This is a genomic window from Paenalcaligenes sp. Me131, assembly GCF_050487225.1.
Lineage (GTDB): Bacteria > Pseudomonadota > Gammaproteobacteria > Burkholderiales > Burkholderiaceae_B > Paenalcaligenes.
This window is the reverse complement of sequence record NZ_JBKQGY010000001.1, coordinates 1,439,657-1,463,467: the sequence shown is the minus strand read 5'-3', so window position 1 is coordinate 1,463,467 and position 23,811 is coordinate 1,439,657. Positions and strand designations below refer to the sequence as shown.

18 protein-coding genes are annotated in these 23,811 nt (G+C 50.6%); 7 read left to right on the top strand and 11 right to left on the bottom strand.

The window, feature by feature from the left end:
• Positions 1-68: 68 nt before the first annotated feature.
• Entirely contained in the window at positions 69-1,325 is a 1,257-nt protein-coding gene (gene icd, locus ACLPHM_RS07140; protein ID WP_430220539.1) for an NADP-dependent isocitrate dehydrogenase, read from the top strand.
• A gap of 88 nt (positions 1,326-1,413) precedes the next feature.
• Here icd and ACLPHM_RS07135 read toward each other — a convergent pair whose 3' ends face one another.
• From ACLPHM_RS07135 to ACLPHM_RS07120, 4 genes are all read right to left on the bottom strand, one after another.
• Complete coding sequence (locus ACLPHM_RS07135; protein WP_430220538.1) at positions 1,414-2,949, bottom strand: NAD(P)/FAD-dependent oxidoreductase; 1,536 nt, start codon at positions 2,947-2,949, stop codon at positions 1,414-1,416.
• Positions 2,950-2,992: 43 nt separating this feature from the next.
• On the bottom strand, positions 2,993-3,421 hold the full coding sequence (locus ACLPHM_RS07130) for a DUF805 domain-containing protein (RefSeq protein ID WP_430220537.1): 429 nt from the start codon (positions 3,419-3,421) through the stop codon (positions 2,993-2,995).
• 126 nt (positions 3,422-3,547) lie between these two features.
• Positions 3,548-5,254, bottom strand: a complete 1,707-nt coding sequence (locus ACLPHM_RS07125) for a sulfate adenylyltransferase (protein WP_430220536.1) — start codon at positions 5,252-5,254, stop codon at positions 3,548-3,550.
• Positions 5,255-5,424: 170 nt separating this feature from the next.
• Positions 5,425-7,344, bottom strand: coding sequence for a DUF294 nucleotidyltransferase-like domain-containing protein (locus ACLPHM_RS07120; protein ID WP_430220535.1), 1,920 nt, complete (start codon positions 7,342-7,344; stop codon positions 5,425-5,427).
• An 87-nt stretch (positions 7,345-7,431) separates the two neighbouring features.
• On the opposite strand from ACLPHM_RS07120, the gene ACLPHM_RS07115 reads away from it, so the two are divergent.
• The gene (locus ACLPHM_RS07115) at positions 7,432-10,863 is read left to right on the top strand and encodes a PAS domain-containing hybrid sensor histidine kinase/response regulator (RefSeq protein WP_430220534.1); all 3,432 of its coding nucleotides are present in this window, start codon (positions 7,432-7,434) and stop codon (positions 10,861-10,863) included.
• A gap of 38 nt (positions 10,864-10,901) precedes the next feature.
• On the opposite strand, the gene ACLPHM_RS07110 is transcribed toward ACLPHM_RS07115, so the two are convergent.
• From ACLPHM_RS07110 to ACLPHM_RS07100, 3 genes are all read right to left on the bottom strand, one after another.
• Positions 10,902-11,561 (bottom strand): response regulator, encoded by a 660-nt coding sequence (locus ACLPHM_RS07110; RefSeq protein WP_430220533.1) that lies wholly within the window; start codon positions 11,559-11,561, stop codon positions 10,902-10,904.
• Between the two features lie 121 nt (positions 11,562-11,682).
• On the bottom strand, positions 11,683-13,347 hold the full coding sequence (locus ACLPHM_RS07105) for a cation acetate symporter (protein ID WP_430220532.1): 1,665 nt from the start codon (positions 13,345-13,347) through the stop codon (positions 11,683-11,685).
• Positions 13,344-13,655, bottom strand: a complete 312-nt coding sequence (locus ACLPHM_RS07100; protein ID WP_166409438.1) for a DUF485 domain-containing protein — start codon at positions 13,653-13,655, stop codon at positions 13,344-13,346. Before ACLPHM_RS07100 ends, ACLPHM_RS07105 begins: the two co-directional genes overlap by 4 nt.
• Before the next feature lie 234 nt (positions 13,656-13,889).
• Here ACLPHM_RS07100 and ACLPHM_RS07095 point away from each other — a divergent pair, with 234 nt between their 5' ends.
• Positions 13,890-14,177, top strand: coding sequence for a hypothetical protein (locus tag ACLPHM_RS07095; RefSeq protein WP_430220531.1), 288 nt, complete (start codon positions 13,890-13,892; stop codon positions 14,175-14,177).
• A gap of 204 nt (positions 14,178-14,381) precedes the next feature.
• Here ACLPHM_RS07095 and ACLPHM_RS07090 read toward each other — a convergent pair whose 3' ends face one another.
• Together ACLPHM_RS07090 and trxB are read right to left on the bottom strand one after the other, a co-directional pair.
• Positions 14,382-15,104: a Smr/MutS family protein gene (locus tag ACLPHM_RS07090; RefSeq protein ID WP_430220530.1), complete on the bottom strand. Its 723-nt coding sequence runs from the start codon at positions 15,102-15,104 to the stop codon at positions 14,382-14,384.
• Positions 15,091-16,050 (bottom strand): thioredoxin-disulfide reductase, encoded by a 960-nt coding sequence (trxB, locus tag ACLPHM_RS07085; protein WP_430220529.1) that lies wholly within the window; start codon positions 16,048-16,050, stop codon positions 15,091-15,093. Before trxB ends, ACLPHM_RS07090 begins: the two co-directional genes overlap by 14 nt.
• A 46-nt stretch (positions 16,051-16,096) precedes the next feature.
• Between trxB and ACLPHM_RS07080 the strand changes: the two genes are divergently transcribed.
• Genes ACLPHM_RS07080 through serS form a run of 4 tightly spaced genes read left to right on the top strand, consistent with a single transcriptional unit; the run spans position 16,097 to position 21,851 of the window.
• Positions 16,097-18,490, top strand: coding sequence for a DNA translocase FtsK (locus ACLPHM_RS07080; protein ID WP_430220528.1), 2,394 nt, complete (start codon positions 16,097-16,099; stop codon positions 18,488-18,490).
• Positions 18,480-19,103, top strand: coding sequence for an outer membrane lipoprotein chaperone LolA (gene lolA / locus ACLPHM_RS07075; protein ID WP_430220527.1), 624 nt, complete (start codon positions 18,480-18,482; stop codon positions 19,101-19,103). Before ACLPHM_RS07080 ends, lolA begins: the two co-directional genes overlap by 11 nt.
• Positions 19,104-19,115: 12 nt before the next feature.
• Positions 19,116-20,471 (top strand): replication-associated recombination protein A, encoded by a 1,356-nt coding sequence (locus ACLPHM_RS07070; RefSeq protein WP_430220526.1) that lies wholly within the window; start codon positions 19,116-19,118, stop codon positions 20,469-20,471.
• A gap of 48 nt (positions 20,472-20,519) precedes the next feature.
• A complete protein-coding gene (gene serS, locus ACLPHM_RS07065) occupies positions 20,520-21,851 on the top strand; it encodes a serine--tRNA ligase (protein WP_430220525.1) in 1,332 nt (443 codons plus the stop codon).
• A 124-nt stretch (positions 21,852-21,975) separates the two neighbouring features.
• Here serS and ACLPHM_RS07060 read toward each other — a convergent pair whose 3' ends face one another.
• Entirely contained in the window at positions 21,976-22,320 is a 345-nt protein-coding gene (locus ACLPHM_RS07060) for a hypothetical protein (protein ID WP_430220524.1), read from the bottom strand.
• Between the two features lie 164 nt (positions 22,321-22,484).
• Positions 22,485-23,732, bottom strand: a complete 1,248-nt coding sequence (locus ACLPHM_RS07055; RefSeq protein WP_430220523.1) for an NAD(P)/FAD-dependent oxidoreductase — start codon at positions 23,730-23,732, stop codon at positions 22,485-22,487.
• Positions 23,733-23,811: the final 79 nt, after the last annotated feature.

The window sequence follows — 23,811 nt, the reverse complement described above, 5'->3', positions numbered from 1 at the left end:
TATATAAGACTGGGGCGAGACGACCATCGGGTTTTTCACATTCGCCTGTTTTCTACTTTGGAGCACTCATGTCCTATCAGCACATCAAGGTCCCCTCAGAGGGACAGAAAATCACGGTTAATGCCGACTTTTCTCTCAACGTACCAGATCAGCCAATTATCCCTTTTATCGAAGGTGATGGTACTGGTGTAGATATTTCGCCCGTCATGATCAAGGTTGTGGATGCAGCCGTTGCTAAAGCATACGGTGGCAAACGCAAAATCCATTGGATGGAAGTGTACGCTGGTGAGAAATCCACACGCGTGTACGGTCCTGATGTTTGGCTGCCAGAAGAAACCATGGAAGCCGTTAAAGACTACGTTGTTTCCATCAAAGGTCCTCTGACTACACCTGTTGGCGGCGGTATCCGTTCGTTGAACGTAGCACTGCGTCAGCAATTGGATCTGTACGTTTGTTTGCGCCCAGTACGCTACTTCACTGGCGTGCCTTCACCTGTGCGTGAACCAGAAAAAACCAACATGGTTATCTTCCGTGAGAACTCCGAAGATATCTACGCTGGTATCGAATTCGAAGCTGAATCCGCTAACGCCAAAAAACTGATTGCATTCTTGCAAAACGAATTGGGCGTGAACAAAATCCGTTTCCCTAATACTTCTGGTATTGGTGTGAAACCTGTGTCCAAAGAAGGTACACAGCGTTTGGTTCGCAAAGCAATTCAGTACGCTATCGACAACGATCGCTCCTCTGTGACTATCGTTCACAAAGGCAACATCATGAAGTTCACCGAAGGTGGCTTCCGTGACTGGGCTTACGAATTGGCTCGTACCGAGTTCGGCGCTGAGTTGATCGACGGTGGTCCATGGTGCAAATTCAAGAATCCTAAAACAGGTAAAGAAATCACTGTTAAGGATTCCATCGCTGATGCATTCTTGCAGCAAATCTTGCTGCGTCCTGCCGAGTACGATGTTATTGCTACATTGAACTTGAACGGTGACTACGTTTCTGACGCGTTGGCAGCTCAAGTGGGTGGTATTGGTATTGCCCCAGGCGCTAACTTGTCTGACTCCGTTGCAATGTTTGAAGCAACCCACGGTACAGCACCTAAATACGCTGGCAAAGATTACGTGAACCCAGGTTCCTTGATCTTGTCCGCAGAAATGATGCTGCGTCACATGGGCTGGACAGAAGCTGCTGACCTGATTATTTCCAGCATGGAAAAATCCATCAACTCCAAAAAAGTGACTTACGACTTTGCTCGTTTGATGGAAGGCGCAACACAAGTTTCTTGCTCAGGCTTCGGCGAAGTGATGATCGAGAAAATGTAAGTCTGTTTGATTCCCTACATAGGGAGTCAGCACAGAGAAAACCGGCACGCTGAGCGTGCCGGTTTTTTTATGGGCGTTGACGAGGCTCTTAGAATGACACCATCTCAGCGGGATTAATCAGGCTTTGCACGGTTAATGCGCCTTTCACCAAAGGAATCGCCACAGGTCCTATGTAGTCATTGAAGGGGATTTCATCATGGGGGATGCGTGTCAGCATAACGAAGTCATCATTACGACCTGTGATGTCATCACTAATGGATTTGCCGATGCGAACGGTTTGCGCAACACCGTGACCGCTCCAACCATGCACGGCATAGACAGGGGCTTTAGCATCACTTTTACGGCTGTCTACAGCACCATTGAGGGTGATGTCACTAATGCCACCCCATGAGTATTCCAGTTCGGGCTTTTCCCATTGTGGGAATACGGTTTGAATACGCTCTAACAAATAATTGTTCACGTCGCGGGGTGACCATGAGTTACCGGTGCCTTGACCACCAAATAGCAGGCGGTTGTTACGTACGGCACGGTAGTAGTCAATTTGCAGTTGCGTGTCGTATACCGGCAGATCACCCGGTAGCAATTGGCTGATGTCCATAGGCAGGCTAGGTGTCACTGCTACGTAAGTGTAGAAAGGAATGGTGGTACCGCCTTTTTCCAAGAACTGTGGGGCAGCGTAGTGCACGCCCAGTACAACGGCTTTACGTGCTTTGACTACACCCTGTTCTGTGACCACACGTGTTCCGTCTGCTTCTTCGATGATTTCTGTGACTGCACTATTTTCGTGAATTTTGCCGCCATTTTGTACGAGGCCATATACCATGCCACGCAAGAGGGCGAGGGGCTGCACTTGGCCGCCAATAGTGTCTAGAGCAGCACCATGGTAAATGTCGGATTGCACATACTCTTTAAGCTCTTGCGGGCCCATGATCTTGACCGCTCTATCACCTAATCCACGCCTAGCATCTGCACTAGAAACTAAGGCACCCATATGACCTGGGTGTACGGCAGCGGTGAGGTGTTCGCGTTTACGATCGCAGTTAAAGCCATAACGATCTGACAACTCATCAATTAAGTTCATGGCTTCTATGGAAGCGAAACGCCACAAACGTTGGGCTTCGTCTGGTGGCAGGTTTTCCATCATGGTTTCGGCTTCCCAACGCGCTAGACCAGGGGTGAGTTGACCACCATTACGCCCCGAAGCCCCTGAGCCCACATTATGTTTTTCCAGTAGAACAACGTCCAGGCCTGCTTGCGAGAGGTGTAAAGCCGTAGAAGCACCGAGTAGTCCACCGCCAATAACCACTACGTCACATACCTGATCACCTTGTAGCGCAGGGAAACTGTCCCATGCGGGTAGAGTAGCTTCGTAGTAATTGGCAGGCATTGAGTCATTGGTGGTGGCATCTCGGTGCCAAGTCCAGATGCGGGAGTCTAATCCCAACTTACTGGGGACTGCTTTTGCATCAGGCAATAAGACAGGTTTGGGTAGTGTTGTGGCAGCGCTTTGTGCTGTTGTAGTGCTATCAGATTGAGCACGTAGGGTAGGGGAAAGTGTACTAAACAGGCCTGCACCGGACAGGGCGGCACTCTTACGTATAAAGTCTCGTCGGTTGACTGTCATGTTGGTCTCACAAAAAATAATAGGAAATAGGAGGTAGTACGCTTTATTGCGAGGCTGGACCGTAGCGGTTTTGATCGGTAGAGCCTTTGAGTAAGGCAAACGCTAGCAGCACGAGCTGACCAATAACTGGCAACAGATTGAGCCATGCCCACCAACCTGCGTGGTTGGCATCATGTAATCGGCGTACCTGCAGAGCGAGTACCGGTAGCAAGGTAGCCAGTGCGTAGAGGGTAGTAATCCACCCAAAACCTATTTCTGGGTTGGCGAGAGCAAAGTGACGCTCTAAGAAAGACAAGGCCAGAAGAATAATTAACTGTATGAGTAGAAACAGCCAATAACCTTTACGAGAGGTGCGGCCTTGGAATGTCGCATAGTGCAGCAAGGCTTGTAAGTAAGCATGCATGATGGATAGTGCTCCTAGATGAATGGGTAAAGCTGTTGGTGGTGCACCGTATTTGGTGCTGATTGTCATTCGTATTGCCAAATAAATATATCATATGGTTTTATATGTTTTGATGGTTCAGGTATAAACCCTAGGGATAAAAAAACCGCCATGCAAAAGCATGGCGGTAGAGTGGCAAGTCGTAGAACTTTAGCGTTACTCTTTGTCTGCCCCGCGATAGCGTTTGTATGGCAGTACGTTCCACGTGCGAGTTTCCAGTCGTTCACGGCAAATGACAGAAGGAATATCCCCCAGCAGATTACGTGCGGATTCCAGCTCGCGCTCTACTTCCTTCTTGTCTTGGTACATGAACTCGTCGGATGCCTCGTCTGGGGCTTGTTCCAGTTTCTCTTCCAAGTCACTGATAATGCGTTCTTGTTGGAAGCGCAGTGCTTGGCGAGCGTCTTCGACCCACGATGGCTGCATACTACGGTTGTGATCCACTACCGCGGTGTATTCGGTGTATACGCCAGTGTAGACATCGCCTGCATGGTGACGAGCATCGTGGCTGGCAATTTCCAAGTCACGTACTGTCAGTGTTGCTGGATCCAGAGGTTCTTTACGCAGCATACCGCCCAAACGGGTGTACTTGGTGTAGTACGGGAACATTCCCTGAATCACTTTGCTCACTGGTTGAATGGCTTCGCCATCCTCGCCCAACCCTTTAGGTTGAACACCCTGCATTGCAGACAATACCGACTCAGGACGGCAAATCTCTTTAGGTGGCATGATGCCGTAACGTAGCATCTCGCGAATGCCTGTACCCGAAATAGTCAGCTTGAAGCGATCATCGTGTGGGCAGGTTTCGCTGGTAGCGTGGCTGGCACAGCGTGTGCAGTAGAACACCTCGTGGAACAGGCGTACATCAATGCCCATTTCTTTGGGGCTGAATTGATCGAAAATACTGTGGCTGGCGTACTTGTCGTAGTAGCTACCAATACCGGCGTGGTCACGACCAATCAGGGCGTGGGTACACCCGTAGTTTTTCATGATCAGGGCGTGCAAAATGGTTTCGCGTGGGCCGGCAAAAATGTAGGTCACACGCAGTGGTGACAAGATTGCACGGTCTTTAGGATAGTACGTATCCAGCACATTACGGTAGGCCAGCATGCGGTATTCGTGGCGTACGTACTCGCGTTTTGCCATTTCAACCAGCGGTTGCAAGAACAAGCCGTCTACGCCTTCTAGCGCATTGCGGTGAATGTACTCATGACCACGATGCAGTGGGTTAGCGCCTGTAATAAAACCAGCAACTGAGTTGAATTTTTTCTCTTCATAGAACAGGTGCCAAGTGTCTTTAGGCTCGCGGCGCAGTTTTTCAAACGGGCCCCAGTCCACACGTTGCAGCAAGTGCAAAGTACCACCCAGCGACACATCACCCATGCGGCGGTAAATCGAGTCTACGCCGGGGTGGTTGCGGTCAGTGGTGCCAAACAGTTGGCGAGCACGTTCTTCTTTGTCGTAATCGAAAATATCTTCGATGCTGAGGATAGCAACAGGCTCATTGTGGCTATCAGTCAGGGCTACTTCACTCCCTACTGACAAGCTTTTGATGATTTCTTTGTTGCGCTCTCCGGTGGGGGCAAAGCTAAGAGGTACAGGCCAGATCACACCATTTGCCAAACGGCCAGACTCTAGAACGGACTTATAGTCGTCTTCATTCATGAAGCCTTTATTGGGTGATAGCACACCGGTGGTGATCATTTCGATGGTGATCACTGCTTCCAGGTCAACACGAATGGACGGCAAGGTACGTGCACGTTCAATTTCGGCTTTTACTTTGTCTGCGGGTACTACCTGATTAACCAGCTTTCCACCGTGTGGCTGTTGTGGATAGCGATCGAAATTCAGTGTCTTCTCCATGTTTCCTCCTGACTGCTTCGTCTGGTTTACACCAGCAAAGCGGTTCTTTTGTAATGTGTGGCGGCTAGGCCGTGGACACAATGTGGTTTGAAAATAATCAAAAGCAAATTCTGTTTTAAAGCGAATTTGCGCTTTCGTAAATACACCTTTAGTTAGAGTGCCTGTTTTTTTTATAGCTGATAGCGATGGCGGAGTAAATCCTGCAAGTGTTTGGCTTGACGCAGGGACTCTCGCAACATGCGGCGCTCAAGAGGATTCAGCTCGGCGGTGGGGAGCTGATTGTTGAGAGGCTGATTCTGCTGCGTTTGGCGCAGATGCAGCTGTAAGCGTAACAATTGTAGATAGCTGTAGGCATCATGAAAAGCATTTGCATCATCTGTGGTGAAGATGCCGTGCTCGCCCAGTTGATGCAGTCGTTCTAGGGTAGAGGCTTCACTGATGCCATTACTTAACGCAAAAATACGTACGCTATCCACAAAGGGGCTCAGCGCACCCGCTTTTAGGTCTACGTTAGGTTCGTGCGCTTGCAGGAGGCGGCCTAGCCGTTGCAGCGGGTTTTGCAGTGGTAAACGGTAACGCAGAGCATTGTTGGCCATCATGCGCTGAAATTGGGGGCTGTCAGCAATCAGTGCTAACAGTTCGGGTAATAGGGCGTCAACGCCGGTTTGATCTCCCCACAGCACACGCAAGTCAAAGAAAATGCTGCCTTGTAATAGGTGCTCAGGATCCGGCTGCAAAATGATGTGACGAAACTTATGCAGCCATTCTTCTGCCGATAAGCATAGCTCTGGATTGCTGGCCATAATGTTGCCGGTGCAAAGTGTCAGCCCGCAACTGTCCAGCGCTTCATTGATACGTCTGGCAACGGGCAACAGCGCTTGTCTGCAGTCATCGGCTGTCATGCCTTCAGGCGTATAGAACATCAAGCCGTTGTCTTGGTCTGTGAGCAGCGTTTGCTCGTGACGTCCTTCACTGCCAAAGGACAGCCAGCAAAAAATCGGCAGAGCTGGGGGGGAGTCGGCCAGTATCAGCTCAATGATGCGCAGGGTGCTGTGATCGTTGAGTTGCGTAATTAAATGCGTGACTTGTGGAGCGCTGGCTTCATTGGCCAACATGGCTTGCACAAGACGGGGGATACGTTGGCGTAGTTGGCGCAGATCTTGCAGGTTTTCAGCGTGACGTAATGCACGGGAAAGTTGCACCAAATTAATACGCTGTAAATCAAATAGGTCACGTTCAGATAGCACGCCTACTAGCTTCTGGTTATCGCAGACACAGAGGTGGCCAATATTGTGCTGAATCATCAGCATAGCGGCATCGTAAGCCGTATGCCTAGGGCTTAGGTGATACGGGTCCAGTGTCATTAATTGGCCAATAGGCTGATCGCGTTCAGCCAGGTTTTGACTAAATACACGTCGTAGGTCTCTAAGCGTAAAAATCCCGAGTAGCTGTTGTGCGGCATTGGTAATTGCGACACTGCTGACATTGTGCTCATGCATTAACCCCACCACATCACCCAAGCTGTGCTCTGTTGTGCAAGTGATGGGGACACGTTGTACAAAATGTGCCAGCGGGGTGTTTAGGCTGGTGTCAGGGTGTTGTTCTTGCCAGTGGTATAAGCGCGCCTGCTTGCGTAGTTTGTCCAGCAGCATGGCGCTGCCTTCGCGCATAAACAGTCTAAAAGGATCTGACTGTTCCAGTAGGTGGTTAAAGGCATCACGAGAAAGCAGTACGCAACTGCAGGGGCTTTGTGCAATATAGTGAGTACGTGTGGCGCGTTCTTCCTGCAAAGCGACTAAGGGGAAACTATCGCCACTGCCCAAGTAAAATGTCTGGTCATCAGGGGTGGCGGAACGCTGGGCGCAAATGGTACCCTCTATGAGCAAAAACCAGTGCTGAACTTGACCCATTTCGGGGGAAAGTACAATACTACCGGGTGTGAAGTCGTGTTGAGTACAGTGCGCAACCAAGTAGTGCAGATGAGGCGGCTGCATTTGGTTAAAAGGTGCATGAGGCCGTAGAGCCTGAATAATAAATTGTTGCTCCTCAGATAACGAGGAGGGGATGGAGTCCGGTGCGTGGTGGTGCATGATATAACCCCCTAGCTGTATAGCACTATTATTGCCGTTCACTTTGGATCCTGAGAACAACTAATACCAAAGTAGGAGACAAGTTTGATGGAACCTGCATGGGTGGTCTTAGCGTCGCTGGTATATGCGGCGTTGTTATTTGCCATTGCGTGGATTGGGGATCGCCGTCCACTATACCCACAACGACCCTGGCTACGGCCAGTGGTCTACAGCTTTGCCTTGGCCGTGTACTGCTCGTCATGGACGTTCTATGGCGCGGTAGGCTCGGCAATGCGCTATGGCGTGGGTTTCTTGCCTATCTACTTAGGCCCCATGCTCATGCTGCTTTTTGGTTGGCGCATCGTTGAACGTTTGGCCTTGGTGGCACAGTCACAAAACACGGTTTCCATTGCTGACTTTATCGCTAGCCGCTTCGGGCGTTCTCAACGCTTGGCAGCGCTGGTTGCCTTTATTGCTACGGTGGCGGCAGTGCCCTACTTGGCGTTGCAGTACAAAGCGGTAGCGCTGAGCTTACGCGTACTGACCGGCACTGACATGTACACCAGCATGTTGGGCGATCCAGCTTTGTATGTGGCCATTTTAATGGCGCTATTTTCTATTTTATTTGGTACCCGTCAGGTGGATGCGACTGAGCACCGTCCGGGCCTAATGCTGGCAGTGGCATTTGAGTCACTGGTGAAGCTAGTCGCGCTGTTAGCTGTGGGGTTGTTTGCGGTCAGTTGGTTTGGCGGCAATGACCTGAATATGAATGATGCGATTCATGAGTTGTTGGTGAATGCGCCACCCGTAGGGTTTGTGGGGCAAACCTTGTTGGCCTTTGCCGCCATACTCTGTTTACCGCGTCAGTTTCACGTGGCTATTGTGGAATGTGGTGACGTCTCAGACATACGCCGTGCACGGTGGTTGTTCGGTGCGTACCTAGTCATTATCAGCTTGATGGTACTGCCTATAGCTGCAGTGGGGGCGAGCATGTTGGGGGCAGATGGTATGGATCCTGATAGTTTTATGTTGCTGTTGCCACTGTCTGAAAACCAGTTAGGTTTGGCATTGATGGTGTACATAGGCGGGTTCTCTGCCGCTACAGGGATGGTGATTGTGACCAGTGTGGCGTTGGCTACCATGATCAGTAATGACTTGGTGATGCCACTGATGCTGCGCCGTGGGTGGGTGCAATACGAGCAGGGTAACGTGGCCTCAACCGTGTTGTGGATTCGTAGGTTGGCGATCATGGGCTTGGCTGGAGCCGCCTATGGGTATTACATGCTGAGCAATACAGATACAGCATTAGCCGCCTACGGCTTGTTGGCCTTTGCTGCGGTGGCGCAGTTTGCTCCGAGTTTGATTGGTGGTTTGTATTGGCGTGGTGCAAGTAGGCAGGGGGTAGAGGCAGGGTTGATTCTGGGCTTTGCTTTCTGGACCTACACCTTATTTTTGCCGGTACTGACCGAAGCAGGATGGTTTAGCGATAGATGGCTGTACGAAGGACCGTGGGGCTTAAGCTGGTTGCGTCCTACTCAGTTGTTTGGCTTTGGTGATTGGGATCCACTTACCCACGGCACCTTCTGGTCGCTGTTCTGTAATGTGAGTGCCTTCCTGTGGGTGTCTTTACGTCGTAGACCAGGCTTGGGTGAACGCTTGCGTGCTGAGCCTTTTTTAGACCCTTATGCGCAACGCCAAAAACTGGCGGCTCAGCAATACGGTAACTTGTTGGTGAACGATTTGCTGCTGTTGGCAGAGCGTATCACGGGCGAAAAAATGGCAAATCGTGCCTTTAGAGACCGCGCTTTGCAACGCAACCAAACCTTGTCGACCGACTTACGTGCCGACAGTGAGTGGGTGCATTTCACCGAACTACTCTTAGCTGCAGTGGTGGGGGCGGCGTCGGCGAGGTTGGCCATTACCAGTGCGTTACGAGGTTCAGGGATGGAACTCGCCACCGTAGTGGCCGTTTTGGACGAGGCTGGCCAAGCGTTACGCTTTAATCGCGATATTTTAATGAGTACGCTAGAAAATATTGACCAAGCGGTGAGCGTGGTTGATGCGCAAATGCGTTTAGTGGCGTGGAATCAAAACTATCAGCAGTTGTTCCGATTTCCTGTCGGGATGCTGTATGTGGGCCGACCCGTAGAGGATTTGTTGCGCTTTAATGCTGAGCGGGGCAAGATGAGCGGCGGTACGCATGATATGGATGAAGCCATACAACGGCGCATCACCTTTATGCGTAACGGTTCGTCTTATGTGAGCCAACGCACGCTGAACGACAAGGTCATAGAGTTGCGGGGCCGTCCATTACCGGGTGGCGGTTATGTGACCAGCTACAGCGATATTTCACATTACGTGAAAGTAGAGCGTGAACTGCGCGACATTAATGAAACTCTAGAGCAGCGTGTAGCAGAGCGCACACGTGAAGCCGAGACAGCGCAAGAATCCCGTACCCGCTTCCTGACGGCCGTGAGCCATGATGTATTGCAACCTATTAATGCGGCGCGTTTGTTTGCGTCCGCCTTGCGCGAAACCGATGAAGTAGATGAAATGCCGCGTTTGGCTGAGCGTATTGATACCGCGTTACGCACGGCTGAGGATTTGCTAGAGGGCTTATTGGATATTTCTAGGTTAGATGCCGGTGTACTGAAACCCGAGATTGAGGTGATTAATGTCACCAAACTTCTGAATCACTTGGCGGATCAATACGCACCCATGGCGTTGCGTAGAGGATTAAAACTGCGTGTGCATGCCCCTAATGTGTATGTACGTAGTGATCCACGTTTATTACGTCGGGTATTACAAAACTTCTTGGCGAATGCCTTACGCTACACCAAAGAGGGTCGTATTTTAGTGGGGGCCAGATGTCGTGGTGATGCAGTGGTGTTTCAAGTATGGGATTCCGGGCAAGGGATTCCTCCCCAGCACGTGAAGCAAATCTATGCGGAATTCCACCGTTATGAACAGCCTTTCGATTGGGATGGCAGGGGCTTGGGGTTAGGCCTATCCATTTGCCAACGTATCTCGTTGTTGTTGGGGCATGGTTTGGATGCGGCTTCTGAGGTGGGCAAAGGCAGTGTATTTGCTATTTCAGTACCACGGGCTGAAGCGCCTGCTCCGCAAGCGCAAACCGTAGTGTCCGAAGGCAGTGCGAGTCAGCCGTTGAAAGGGCTACGTGTACTCTGTTTAGACAATGACCCCGATATTATTTCGGGTATGGAAGAGCTACTAAGCCGCTGGGGAGTACACGGCATTATGGCGACTACCGTGGATCAAGCGCTGGAGTGCATGGCTCAAGAACCGCATGTGCTATTAGCAGACTACCATTTGCACGATAGGCTCAATGGCTTAGAGGCTCTGGAAGTGCTTAGCAACGAAGCGCCAGGTATTCCTGGTGTGTTGCTGACAGCGGATGGGAGTGATGAGCTTAAGACGGCAGCGAAGCAAAAAGGCTATCCCGTATTGACCAAGCCGGTAAAACCCGCATCACTACGGGCTTTCTTGTCGGCTCAAATGGGGCGCGTAACGGCGTCGTAAACGATAAAGCGGCGTACCTGTGAATCAGGTACGTGGCTTTATTCGCTCATCAAAGACTGTTCTTTCTCTTGCAAGCCCAGCTTGTTGGCAATCAATACGGCTTGTGTTCTATTCGATGCACCTAGCTTGCGCAAGATAGCTGTCATGTGTGCTTTGATGGTGGCTTCTGATACGCCCAGCTCATGCGCAATTTGTTTATTGAGCTGGCCTGTACCCACCATCTGTAAGACTCTAAATTGTTGCGGAGTCAGTTCACGTAGCTGGGCTGCGGCATGCTTCTCATCGGCATCAATACCAGGAATGGCATGGCCTAACTCGGGTGCCCATGAGCCACCATTCAGAATCTCTTGTAGTGCTTCGCTCAGCGTACTGGTGTCCACAGACTTCGGAATGTAGCCCATGGCGCCGTGGTCTAATGCGCGGCGAATCAGATGAGGGTCTTCGTGCGCAGACACGACCACAATGGGTAGGGACGGAAAGTTGGCACGTAAGTGCACTAACGCACTAAAACCAATTGCACCGGGGATGTTTAAATCCAGCAGCAAAAGGTCGGCATCGGGTGTTTGCTCTACCAGTTCGTAGAGTGCAGAAATACGATCCGCTTCGTGAATGGTAGTGCCCGGAAATAGGTTGGCCACTACACCACGTAAAGCTTCACGAAATAAGGGGTGATCATCAGCAATAAGTAGTTCGTTCATACCAGTGTGCTGCCATAAGGAAGTTGAGGTATTGTGCATAACTAAAGATAACAGATTACAGAAAAAAGCAGGGTACCGAAGTACCCTGCTTGACAGTGCACAATGCCTGCTTTAAGGCGTATTAGTGCTGGGAAGCTGACGAAGCACCTATACCGGTTTGACTGCGTACAGTCAGAGCATCAAAAGCGTCTTTTTCTTTCTTAGCACGTTCGCTGGTGTCGGTTATGGAGAAGAACCAGATAGCGATGAAGGCTAATGGGATAGACAGAATGCCGGGGTTAGGGAATGGTGTGATAGGTGTAGCGAAGCCGAACACATCCACCCAAACCGTAGAGCTTAGTACTACCCAACCTGTGGCTACGATCAGACCCAAGAAGCCGCCGATGGTTGCACCACGAGTGGTACAACCGCGCCAAGAAATGGACAGCACCAGTACAGGGAAGTTAGCACTTGCTGCAATCGCGAAGGCCAAGCCCACCATAAATGCCACGTTCTGGTTTTCAAAGATAATGCCCAGCAAGATCGCCAGCACACCCAACACAATGGTGGAGATACGGGAGATACGCATCTGGTCACGCTCTGTGGCACGGCCTTTGGCAATCACGTTGGCGTACAAGTCATGGGAAATCGCTGCAGCACCCGCCAGCGCCAAGCCTGCTACCACCGCCACAATCGTCGCGAAGGTTACCGCAGCCAAGAAGCCCAGCAGAAGGTTACCGCCCACCGCGTTCGCCAAGTGCACCGCTACCATGTTGGTACCGCCAATCAAGTTGGTCAGCATGTTGAACTTACCATCAGGGCCGGTGTTGAAGTACTCAGGGTGTTGCCACAACAGAGCAATAGCACCAAAACCAATGATGAAAGTCAGCAGGTAGAAGTAACCAATAAAGCTACTGGCGTAGATCACAGATTTACGCGCTTCTTTGGCATCAGCCACGGTAAAGAAGCGCATCAAGATGTGTGGCAAACCTGCGGTACCGAAAGCCAGACCAATACCCAGCGACAAGGCGTTCAGTGGGTTGCTACTTACCTGAGAACCAGGGGCCAAGATTTTGGCACCATCAGGGTGAACTTCTACAGCGCGTGCCAAGATGGAATCAATATCCCAGCTAAATGCAGCCAGAACCAGAATGGTCATCAGCGTGGCACCGAACAGCATCAGTACGGCTTTAATGATCTGTACCCATGTGGTGGCTGTCATGCCGCCAAAGGCTACGTAAATCATCATCAGCGCGCCCACAATAACCACGGCGACGTTGTAGTCCAGACCGAACAGCAGCACGATCAACTTACCAGCACCTACCATCTGAGCGATCAGGTACAAGGCAATGATCAGTAAGGATGCGCTGGCAGCCAGAATACGCATAGGCGTTTGGGACAAACGGAACGAGGTTACGTCTGCAAAGTTATAGCGCCCCAAGTTACGTAGACGTTCGGCCACCAAGAACATCACGACTGGCCAACCGAACAAAAAGCCGATGGCGTAAATGATGCCGTCAAAACCGGACACGTACACCATACCGGCAATACCCAAGAAGGAGGCTGCGGAGAGGTAATCCCCGGCAATCGCCAACCCGTTTTGGAAACCAGTAAGGCCACCACCTGCGGTATAGAAATCAGAGGTGGTACGTGTGCGTTTAGCGGCCCACCATGTAATGACCATTGTTCCGGCGATAAAGATCAGGAACATGACAATGGCGGATGTGCTGGTAGACCCTTGAGCCGCCATGGCGGGAGTACTCAGCGCACTGAGTAACAGGGTGAGGGGGATTAGGCTTTTCTTCATGTTACGTCCCTCACGATTTTCGCTAACAGAGGATCAAAGATCTTGTTGGAAATGTATACGTAGATAGAAATCAGTACTACCGCACTAATAGCCACAAAAATGGCGGTCATAATGCCGATAGAGATGGTGAGGGAACCTACGGGTGATCCGAATAACGTGGGATCAAAGGCCAAAGTCAGAATAAACCCGGCGTAAATGACCAAGGTAATGAAGAAGAATATAAAGCTTAAGCGGGTCCTCCGCCGCAGCAATTCCTGATAGGCAGGGTGCTGCAACACCGCCGATACAACATCGTTGGGTGATGCCATACTTTGTCTCCTAATGGATGGATGTTTGTACATCTATCCTGACCAGGTGGCCAGGTTTGACGCTTTATTGCGTTCTATGCCGTTCAATATAGAACGAGACTTTATTTGGTAATAGGCGACTTTGGTTGTATGTGGCAAACCGTGCATGGCTGTAAAGAAGACGTCTTATTTACTGCCTAGAATGCTAGAGACTAACCGTATGGTTATGGTGTGCCATATCAAGGAGGGGCTGTAGTGAATACATCATCAGACAACGCACGGCTCATTTGTTATTTAGAGCAGCATGTGCATCACATTATTGTGCAAGCCAGTGGGCAAACGGTGGGATTGCCTGTGCTCTATGACGTACAGCAAAAAAACACCTGGTCTATGGTGCAACAAGCCGATGTATTGAGGGTGTGGGAGAAATACAGTGGGTGGGCGCAGCAGCGAGGTGTAGTGGCTGATCCCTTATTATTTGCCGTATCGTATGTGAATCAAAATTTTGCCTCTACTGCGTTACAAAGAGCCGTTTCTGGCTAGGAAATCGACTTTTTTGGCCTTCCTATCAGTGCATTCCCTAAGTGCTTTAGGTCATAAACTCATGCACAATACATTTCATGCAGGTGAGGAGACCAAAGCAGCCCACAAAAAGGGCAACCACTTAGGTGGTATTTTAATAAAGCAGTATCTATAAAAACTAGAAAACGTAAAAAGGCCAGTGGATTATTCCGCTGGCCTTTTTGCTTAATGACGTCTGGTACGCAATAAAACTTTTACAGCGCCTTTGCCGCCCTCACGAGGGCTGCACTCTACGTAAGCAAGTACATCTTGCATTTGGCTGAGCCAGCGTCGCACTACCGGCAGCAAAATAGGGCCAGCTTCACGATTAGAGCCGTAGCCCACGCCATGCACTATACGTATGCACTTCAGTCGGTGCTCTAGGCACTCTTGTAGGAACTCCGTGACCATCAGCCTTGCTTCATCTAGGCGAGCGCCGTGCAGGTCTAGGTTGGCCATGATCATCCACCTATCCTGCTTTAAGTAGCGTAGTACATCGGTGCCACAGGCAGGGCTGGAGTACTCACAGGGGGCAGACTCTAACCATGCTGGTATGTAGTGGTCTGATGACATGAGCGGTAAGGAGGTTTGCAGATCTGGGCCCGTAGCATGCAGCTGGCGTTGTTGCTGTTGAGCTTTATCTACCCGTGATTTCACCGTGCTGTGGTGGCGCTCTTCGGCGACCAACGGTGTGTCATGACGGGTTTCATGTTTAAACATAGCCTTATCGGCGGCCGTTAAGCCTGATGCCGTAGGCTGAGTGGTGTGCAGCAGAGTAGAGAATGAACCGGAGGCAGCATCAGGTGGGCAAGCAGGCTCTTGCGCCTTAGCGCGAGAGTCTGCTTTTTGTTGTTGACGCAGTACGCGTAATGCTGCCAGCCCACCTGCCGGCTTTTTATTGGCCTTCATTCTCCAACCAGCGCTGAGCATCCAAAGCAGCCATGCAACCAGCACCTGCGCTAGTAATGGCTTGACGGTAAACGTCGTCTTGCACGTCACCTGCGGCAAATACGCCAGGCACGGAAGTCATGGTAGCCATACCGCCATGACCCATACGGGTACGGATATAACCGTTTTCCATGTCTACTTGGCCTTTGAAGATTTCAGTGTTGGGGTGGTGACCAATCGCAATAAATGCACCCATCACATCCAGTGTTTCGGTATCGCCTGTTTGTGTGTTGCGCAAACGAACACCGGTGACGCCACTGTTATCACCCAGTACTTCTTCCAGTGTGCTGAACAGTTTCAGACGGATGTTGCCATTTTTCACACGCTCCATCAGTCTATCCGTTAGGATAGGCTCTGCACGGAATGTGTCACGACGGTGTACAACGGTCACTGTTTTACAAATATTCGACAGGTACAGGGCTTCTTCTACGGCAGTATTACCACCACCCACGACAATAACGTCTTGGTTTTTGTAGAAGAAACCGTCACATGTGGCGCAGCCAGATACACCGCGACCCATGAACGCTTGTTCGGATTCCAGGCCTAAGTACATGGCCGAAGCGCCTGTACTGATGATTAGGGAGTCACATGTGTACACAGCGCCGCTGTCGCCATTCAGCGTGAACGGACGTTTGCTCAAATCGACAGAAGTGATTTGGTCGAATACCATTTCGGTTTCGAAACGCTCGGCATGCTGCTGGAATCGGGCCATCAAATCGGGGCCTTGAACGCCAGCGGCATCAGCAGGCCAGTTTTCCACATCAGTGGTGGTCATCAGTTGGCCGCCTTGCTCCATACCTGTGATCAACACAGGGTTCAGGTTGGCACGGGCTGCGTAAATTGCAGCGGTGTAACCAGCAGGGCCAGAGCCTAAAATGAGCACTTTTGCATGTTTGACAGTCGACATGACAGAAATTCCAGAAAATCAATAACCAGCCAATTATAATGAGTCCATGGCAAGATTACCCGCATCCTCTACTCGTTCATCCAAAAACGTACGAAATGGTCCCTCTCCATTACAGATGAGGTTGACTTCGTTAGCGCGTGAAGCGCGTTGGATTGTCTTTGTGTTATTAGCCGCTTGGCTGGGCCTAGTGCTGGCCACGTGGAGTCCGCTGGACCCCGGTTGGTCGCAATCTGTGCACGCCGGCGTGATCCAGAATAAAGGTGGGACCTTCGGCGCGAATGTGGCTGATGGCCTGTATTACCTGTTTGGTTTTAGCGCTTGGTTATGGGTGGTGTTGTTAGTACAACGCATTGGTGTGGCATTTTACCGATTGACACACATGATGATGCCGAACCAAGTAAAAGCGCCAGAATCCCTGCCGCGCGTGCGTTGGGAGGTAGGTGTTGGGTTTACGTTATTGCTACTGGGCAGCATGGCGTTTGAAGCCATGCACTTTCAAGCATGGGGTGAAATCGCCCAATTGCCGGCTGATGCAGGTGGCCCTATAGGTCAGATGTTGGCGGACTTCTTAGTGGTGACCTTAGGCAGCCCTGGTACTACATTGCTGCTGCTGGGCGCTATTTTGGTAGGCTCCAGCTTGTTCTTGGGCTTCTCATGGCTGCATGTGGCCGAGAAAGTGGGCTGGGTAGTAGAAAAAGTCTTTACCCGTTTGTTGGAATTCAAAGCCGCGCGTGAAGACCGCCGTATGGGCGAAGTGAAAAGCGCCGAGCGTAAAGAGTCTGTCGCCACCAAACAAGAAAAACTGGTACACGATACGCCTGTGCGTATTGAGCCTGCGATTACGTCTGTGCCTAAGTCCGAGCGTGTGCAGCAAGAAAAACAGCAGAAATTATTTGTGGCTCCCGTGCCTAAAGCTACCGGTCAACGTTCGGGCGATGGCGTATTGCCAGAGGTGAGCTTGTTAGACCCAGCCGATGAAAACCAAGAAACTGTTTCTGCTGAAACCTTGGAATACACCTCGCGCTTAATCGAGAAAAAACTGTCTGACTTTGGTGTGACAGTAACCGTGGTTAGTGCGCAGTCCGGCCCTGTTATCACGCGTTATGAGATTGAGCCTGCTACGGGCGTAAAAGGTAGCCAGATCGTGAATCTGGGCAAAGACTTGGCGAGGTCGCTAAGTTTGGTCAATATCCGTGTGGTAGAAACTATCCCTGGTAAAAACCTGATGGGTTTAGAGCTGCCTAACCCCAAACGCCAAATGGTGCGTTTAGAAGAAATTATTGGTTCGCAAACCTACCACAACAGTGCGTCGTTGCTGACCATGGTGCTAGGTAAAGACATTGCGGGTAATCCGGTTGTAGCTGATTTGGCTCGTATGCCGCACTTGCTGGTGGCGGGTACAACAGGTTCAGGTAAGTCCGTTGGGATTAACGCCATGATTCTGTCCTTGCTGTATAAAGCAACGGCAGACGAGGTCAAGCTGATTCTGATTGACCCCAAAATGCTGGAAATGAGCGTTTACGAAGGTATCCCGCACTTATTAGCACCTGTGGTCACAGACATGCGTCAGGCGGCTAATGCGCTGAACTGGTGTGTGAACGAGATGGAGCGCCGTTATCGCTTAATGAGTAAATTGGGTGTACGTAACTTGGCGGGTTTTAATGCCAAGATACGTGAAGCGCAAAAGAAAGACGAAGTCATTCCTAATCCTTTCTCGCTGACACCGGATGCACCAGAGCCACTTAGCACCTTGCCATTTATCGTAGTGGTGATTGATGAGTTGGCCGACCTGATGATGGTTGCGGGCAAGAAAATCGAAGAGCTGATTGCTAGATTGGCACAAAAGGCCCGTGCTGCTGGTATTCACTTGATTTTGGCTACGCAGCGCCCTAGTGTGGATGTGATTACTGGCTTAATTAAAGCCAATATTCCTACCCGTATTTCGTTCCAAGTGTCGTCGCGTGTAGACTCACGCACCATTTTGGACCAAATGGGTGCAGAAACGCTGTTAGGTCAAGGTGATATGTTGTACATGCCGCCAGGTACAGGCTTGCCTGTGCGTGTGCACGGTGCCTTTGTGCACGATGATGAAGTACACCGTGTGGTGGATCATCTGAAAGAGCATGGCGGTGAACCAAATTACGAAGATGGCATCTTAGATGGCATACAGCCAGGTGAAACAGGTGATGGCGTGAATGCCATTACCGGCATGGTCGATGCCGAGTCTGATCCCCTGTATGATCAAGCCGTGGCGATTGTATTGAAAAACCGCCGAGCCTCTATTTCTTCTGTACAACGTCATTTGCGTATCGGGTATAACCGTGCAGCACGTTTGTTAGAACAGATGGAAATGGCTGGTGTGGTGTCTGCCATGCAGCCCAACGGTAATCGTGAAATATTGGCGCCAACAGGAGGCGCATCGGATGACGATGACAATTAAATCTTTGATGGTAGCGGTAGTACTAAGTAGCGCGAGTGCGATGGCCTGGGCAGAAACCGCCAGCATACAGCTGCGCTCTTTCGTGAAAAACGTACAAGCCGCTACGGGTGAATTTAGCCAACAGGTTTTTGGTGCGCAGGGTGAACCGCAAGCCACCCAAGACGGCGAGTTTGCATTCCATAGACAAGGCCAATTCCGCTGGGAGGTCCTACGCCCCTACGAGCAGTTGGTGTTGTCTGATGGTCAGTTCGTGTACCAATACGACCCTGACTTGATGCAAGTGACCCAGCGTGGTGTTGATGATGCCATCGGCACATCGCCCGCGGCGATTTTATTCGGTTCACGCCGCATTGATGACGCCTTCAATCTGACTGATTTAGACGATCGTGATGGTATGCAATGGTTGCGTGCGCAACCGCGTACCTCGGATGCGGGTTTTGAATATGTAGACATCGCTTTCAAAGATAACGTGCCTGCCAAGTTAGAACTGCGCGATACCTTTGGTCAAACCACACGTATTAGTTTGAAAACCCTGCAGCCGCAAGAAAACATTGCCGCAGAACGTTTTCATTTCGAGGTACCCGCAGGGGTGGATCTAGTACGTATGCCGTGATGCAATAGGCACATGAGTACAGATCTATTTTCTTCTACAGAATCCGGCGGCGCAGCACCTAGTGTGTATGCGCCGTTAGCTGAGCGCATGCGTCCCAACACCTTAGATCAGGTGGCGGGGCAGCAAGACCTTGTTGGGCCTGGTAAGCCATTGCGTGTAGCCTTTGAGTCTGGCAGGCCACACTCCATGATTTTTTGGGGGCCTCCAGGTGTAGGGAAAACTACGTTGGCGCGCATGATGGCGCAAGGTTTTGACGCGCAGTTTTTGGCTATTTCTGCTGTGTTGGGCGGGGTCAAAGATATACGCGAGGCCGTTACCAAAGCACAAGTAGCGCAAGCGCAAGGGCGACGCACCATCCTGTTTGTGGATGAGGTACATCGCTTTAATAAGTCTCAGCAAGATGCTTTCTTGCCCTATGTAGAAAGCGGGCTATTCACCTTTATTGGTGCTACCACCGAAAACCCATCATTTGAAGTGAACTCGGCCTTACTGTCGCGTGCTCGCGTGTATGTGCTGCAGTCCTTAGCGTTGGAAGACTTACAGTCGCTGTTCGATAGGGCACTCATCGTGCTGAACGAAGAGGAGCGCTATGGTGGGCAACTGAGTTTTACTGAAGCCGCTCGAGAGCAACTGTGTACATGGGCAGATGGTGATGCCAGACGCTTATTAAACACCATGGAAGTGGTGGCAGAGTCTGCCAATGGAGCAGGGCGTTTAGCCGTCGATGAGGAATGGCTAGAAACCGCCATGTCGCAAAACCTGCGACGCTTCGATAAAGGTGGTGATGCGTTTTATGATCAGATTAGTGCCTTGCATAAATCAGTGCGAGGCTCTGATCCCGATGCGTCGTTGTATTGGTTTTGCCGCATGCTAGATGGGGGCGTAGATCCTAAATACTTGTCGCGTCGTATTGTACGTATTGCGTGGGAAGACATAGGGCTAGCTGATCCACGAGCCATGCAAATTGCGAACGATGCAGCCGCTACCTACGAACGTTTGGGCTCCCCAGAGGGCGAGCTAGCCTTGGCGCAAGCTTTGTTGTATTTGGCGATTGCACCAAAGAGTAATGCAGGCTACATGGCCTATAACCAGGCACGTCGCTTTGTGATGGATAAAGGTAGTGCGCCTGTGCCTATGCATTTGCGTAATGCGCCTACCAAGCTCATGAAAGAGTTAGGGCACGGTAGCGAGTATAGGTATGCGCACGATGAACCTAACGGCTATGCCGCAGGCGAGCGTTATTTCCCTGATGGCATGCAACCACGCTTTTATCAGCCTACAGACCGAGGCTTAGAAATCAAAATTGGTCAAAAACTGGCACAGTTAAACGCCTGGGACGCCGAAGCGCGTCAGAAAAAAAACAAATAAATTCGCTACAATGTAGCCAACGAATTTTTTAATGGTACTTCTTCACCCATGTTAGATATCACCTTATTGCGTAAAGACCTACCCGCTGTTGTCGCTGCTTTGGCAACGCGTGGTGTAGCCTTTGATACAGACCGTTTTAATGGCTTAGAGGCCAAACGTAAATCCGTACAGGTGGAAACAGAGTCTTTGCAAGCACGTCGCAATGCATTGGCAAAACAAATAGGCCAGCTTAAAGCTAAGGGTGAAGATGCTTCCGCCGTGATGGAAGAATCCAAACAGATTCCACAAAAGCTGCAAGAGCTGGAGCAACAATTGGCTGCGGTGCAGTCTGAACTGACTGGTTGGTTGGAAAGCATTCCTAACTTGCCACACAGCAGCACGCCAGTGGGTGAGTCCGAAGAGCACAACGTAGAGGTTAGTCGTTGGGTTCCCGGTAATTCGGCACCGGATGCCATCCCTGCGCCTTTTGCTTTCCCTGCTAAAGACCACGTAGAGATTGGTGAGCGCATCGGTTTGGATTTTGAATCTGCCCGTAAGTTGTCTGGGGCACGTTTCATGATGCTGCGCGGTAACATTGCCCGTTTGCACCGTGCCTTGGCGCAATTCATGTTAGATGTGCAAACGCAAGAGCACGGCTACACCGAATGCTACACGCCCTACATCGTGAACGGTTCTACATTGTACGGTACAGGCCAATTGCCTAAATTCAAAGACGATATGTTTTGGGTTACCAAAGGTGGCCAAGACAGCGATGACGAAGAAAACTCGGCAGAAGACTTGTACTTGATCTCTACGTCTGAAATCACACTGACCGGTTCAGTACGTGATGAAATTCTGAACGAACAAGATTTGCCCTTGAAGCTGACAGCTCACACACCGTGCTTCCGTTCTGAAGCCGGTAGTGGTGGTAGAGATATGCGCGGCATTATTCGCCAGCACCAATTTGATAAAGTGGAAATGGTACAAGTGGTGCATCCAGAGCATTCGTACGAAGCGCTGGAAGCCATGCGTGGCCATGCAGAAACCATTCTGCAACGTCTGGGCTTGGCATACCGTGTAGTGGCATTGTGTACCGGTGATATGGGTTTTTCCGCCGCCAAAACCTACGACTTAGAAGTCTGGTTGCCAGCACAAAATACATGGCGTGAAATTTCCTCAGTGTCTAACTGTGAAGCTTTCCAAGCCCGTCGTTTGCAAGCCCGTTTCCGTCAAGACAAAGGCAGGCCAGAGTACGTGCATACATTGAACGGCTCCGGTTTGGCGGTAGGTCGTGCATTGGTGGCTATTTTGGAAAACTACCAGCAAGAAGATGGCTCATTGCGTGTACCCGAAGCGCTGCGCCCATACATGGGGGGTGCAGAGGTCTTGGCATCTGCTTAAGTAAAATAGGCAGCTACGTCATAGCAGCCTTTGGCTTGTCTCGCTCACTATCGTTTTGTAGGCTAGTGAATGGTAGATAAGGCAGCAATAAAAAAACCAGGCTTAGCCTGGTTTTTTTACGTGCTTACTTCATGGTGACTGGATAGTCTTTAGGTAAAGGAAGTAGCAGCGTACGAGGTTTGGCTTGGGCTGCAGGCTTATTGCCGCGCGATACTAGCCATAAGAATAGACAGATCCAGAATAGTAGGGTTAGTGCCTTGGTAGGTACGGTATTGAGGCTAGAGTAACCGGTACTTGCCGATGCTTGTACATGTAAAAGTGTGGCAAGCGCAGGAAATTGGCCTATGGCCTCCAAGATCAAATTGCCGGGAAGTTGGAAAGCCCAACGTAAGGTTTCCCAGATCTCCCACATGCTGAGTTTCCCATCACCGTTGATATCCATCGACCATTGTAGAGAGCGGATATACATGACAACCTCCTATAAGAAGTAAGGTATAGGCATGGACTGATCAGTATTTATACAAGACCGTTAAAACTACTATATACCTGATATATATGATGAATATTCTGGTTTTCCCTTAATAAAAAAGACCCGCAGGGGGCGGGTCTTTTTTATGAGGGCGATCGTTGATATTACGCAAACCGATCAGAGCGGAAAGGCTGAGGATCGATGTAAGGTGTATCGCCTTCCATCATTTCGGCTACCAATCGGCCTGTTGCTGGTCCCAACGTGAAGCCTTGGTGTGCATGACCGAATGCTAGCCACAACTGTTGGTGTGCATGAGCAGAACCAATGACCGGTTTCATGTCTGGCATGCATGGTCTAGAACCAAACCACGGTTGTGGCTCAATGCCTTCGCGCAGTGCAGGCATGATCTCACGTGCCAGCTTCTCGTCTTCAGTGATCTGGTCTGTGCGTACTGGATCTGTCATCAGGGCGAATTCAGCGCCAGTAGTTAGACGTACGCCAGCTTGCATAGGGCCTAGTACAAAGCCTTTGTCGTTGTCGATGAGGCTGTGATTCAACACAGCGCCTTCGGCCAGTTTGTAGTGACGGTGATGACCGCGCAACGGGAACAGTGGGAAGTTATAACCCAAAGGTTGCAACAGTTGAGCAGACCACGGGCCTGCAGCAACCACTAGGTTAGCAGCGCGCAGCGTGCCGTCAGAGGTAGATACTACCCATTCGTCGCCTTCACGACGAATAGCTTGGATTTCGCTTTGTTGCAGCGTGCCGCCATTATCCGTGAAGTGTTTGGCGTAGGCTTTCACCAGTGCGCTGGGGTTAACCACTTGCCATGAGTTCAGCCAATGAATAGCACCCGCATACACAGAAGCATTCAGGCTAGGCTCTTCTGCTTGCAGTGCCGCACGATCCAGTGATTTGAACTCAACGCCATGATGTTTGGCTTTTTCAGCCGCATGCAAACCTTCTTGCCAGCTTTTGTGGCTGCGGTGAGTTTGAATCCAACCCACTTTGCGCACCAAGTTTTCGGCACCCGCTGCCGTGAACATACGTTCATGTTCAGTCGTGCAGTGTTCAATCAGTGTTGCCCACTCTTTAACGATTTTCTCAAAGCGATCGGGGGCAGAGTTCTTCCAATATTGCATCAGCGGGCTGGCATAGTGCAGCATTGCGCCGGGTCTATAACGTATGTCGGTACTTTGGTTAGGCAGAATACGCAGGATTTCGGAAAGATCGCGAGGAAAGCTATGGGGATAAATGGCTTCACGCTGAATTAACCCAGCATTGCCATAGGAGGTTTCTTCGCCAGGTGCTTTACGGTCTACCAGAGTTACGGCATGGCCACGTTGGTTTAAGTGCCACGCGATGGAAGTACCCACCATGCCAGCGCCGATTACGATGGTTTCTTTTTTCATGAAGTAATTAATCCATTAGCCACTAAAAAGAGAGCAGCCGAAAGGAAAGTCATCATCCTTTCCCAACGCTGCAATATTG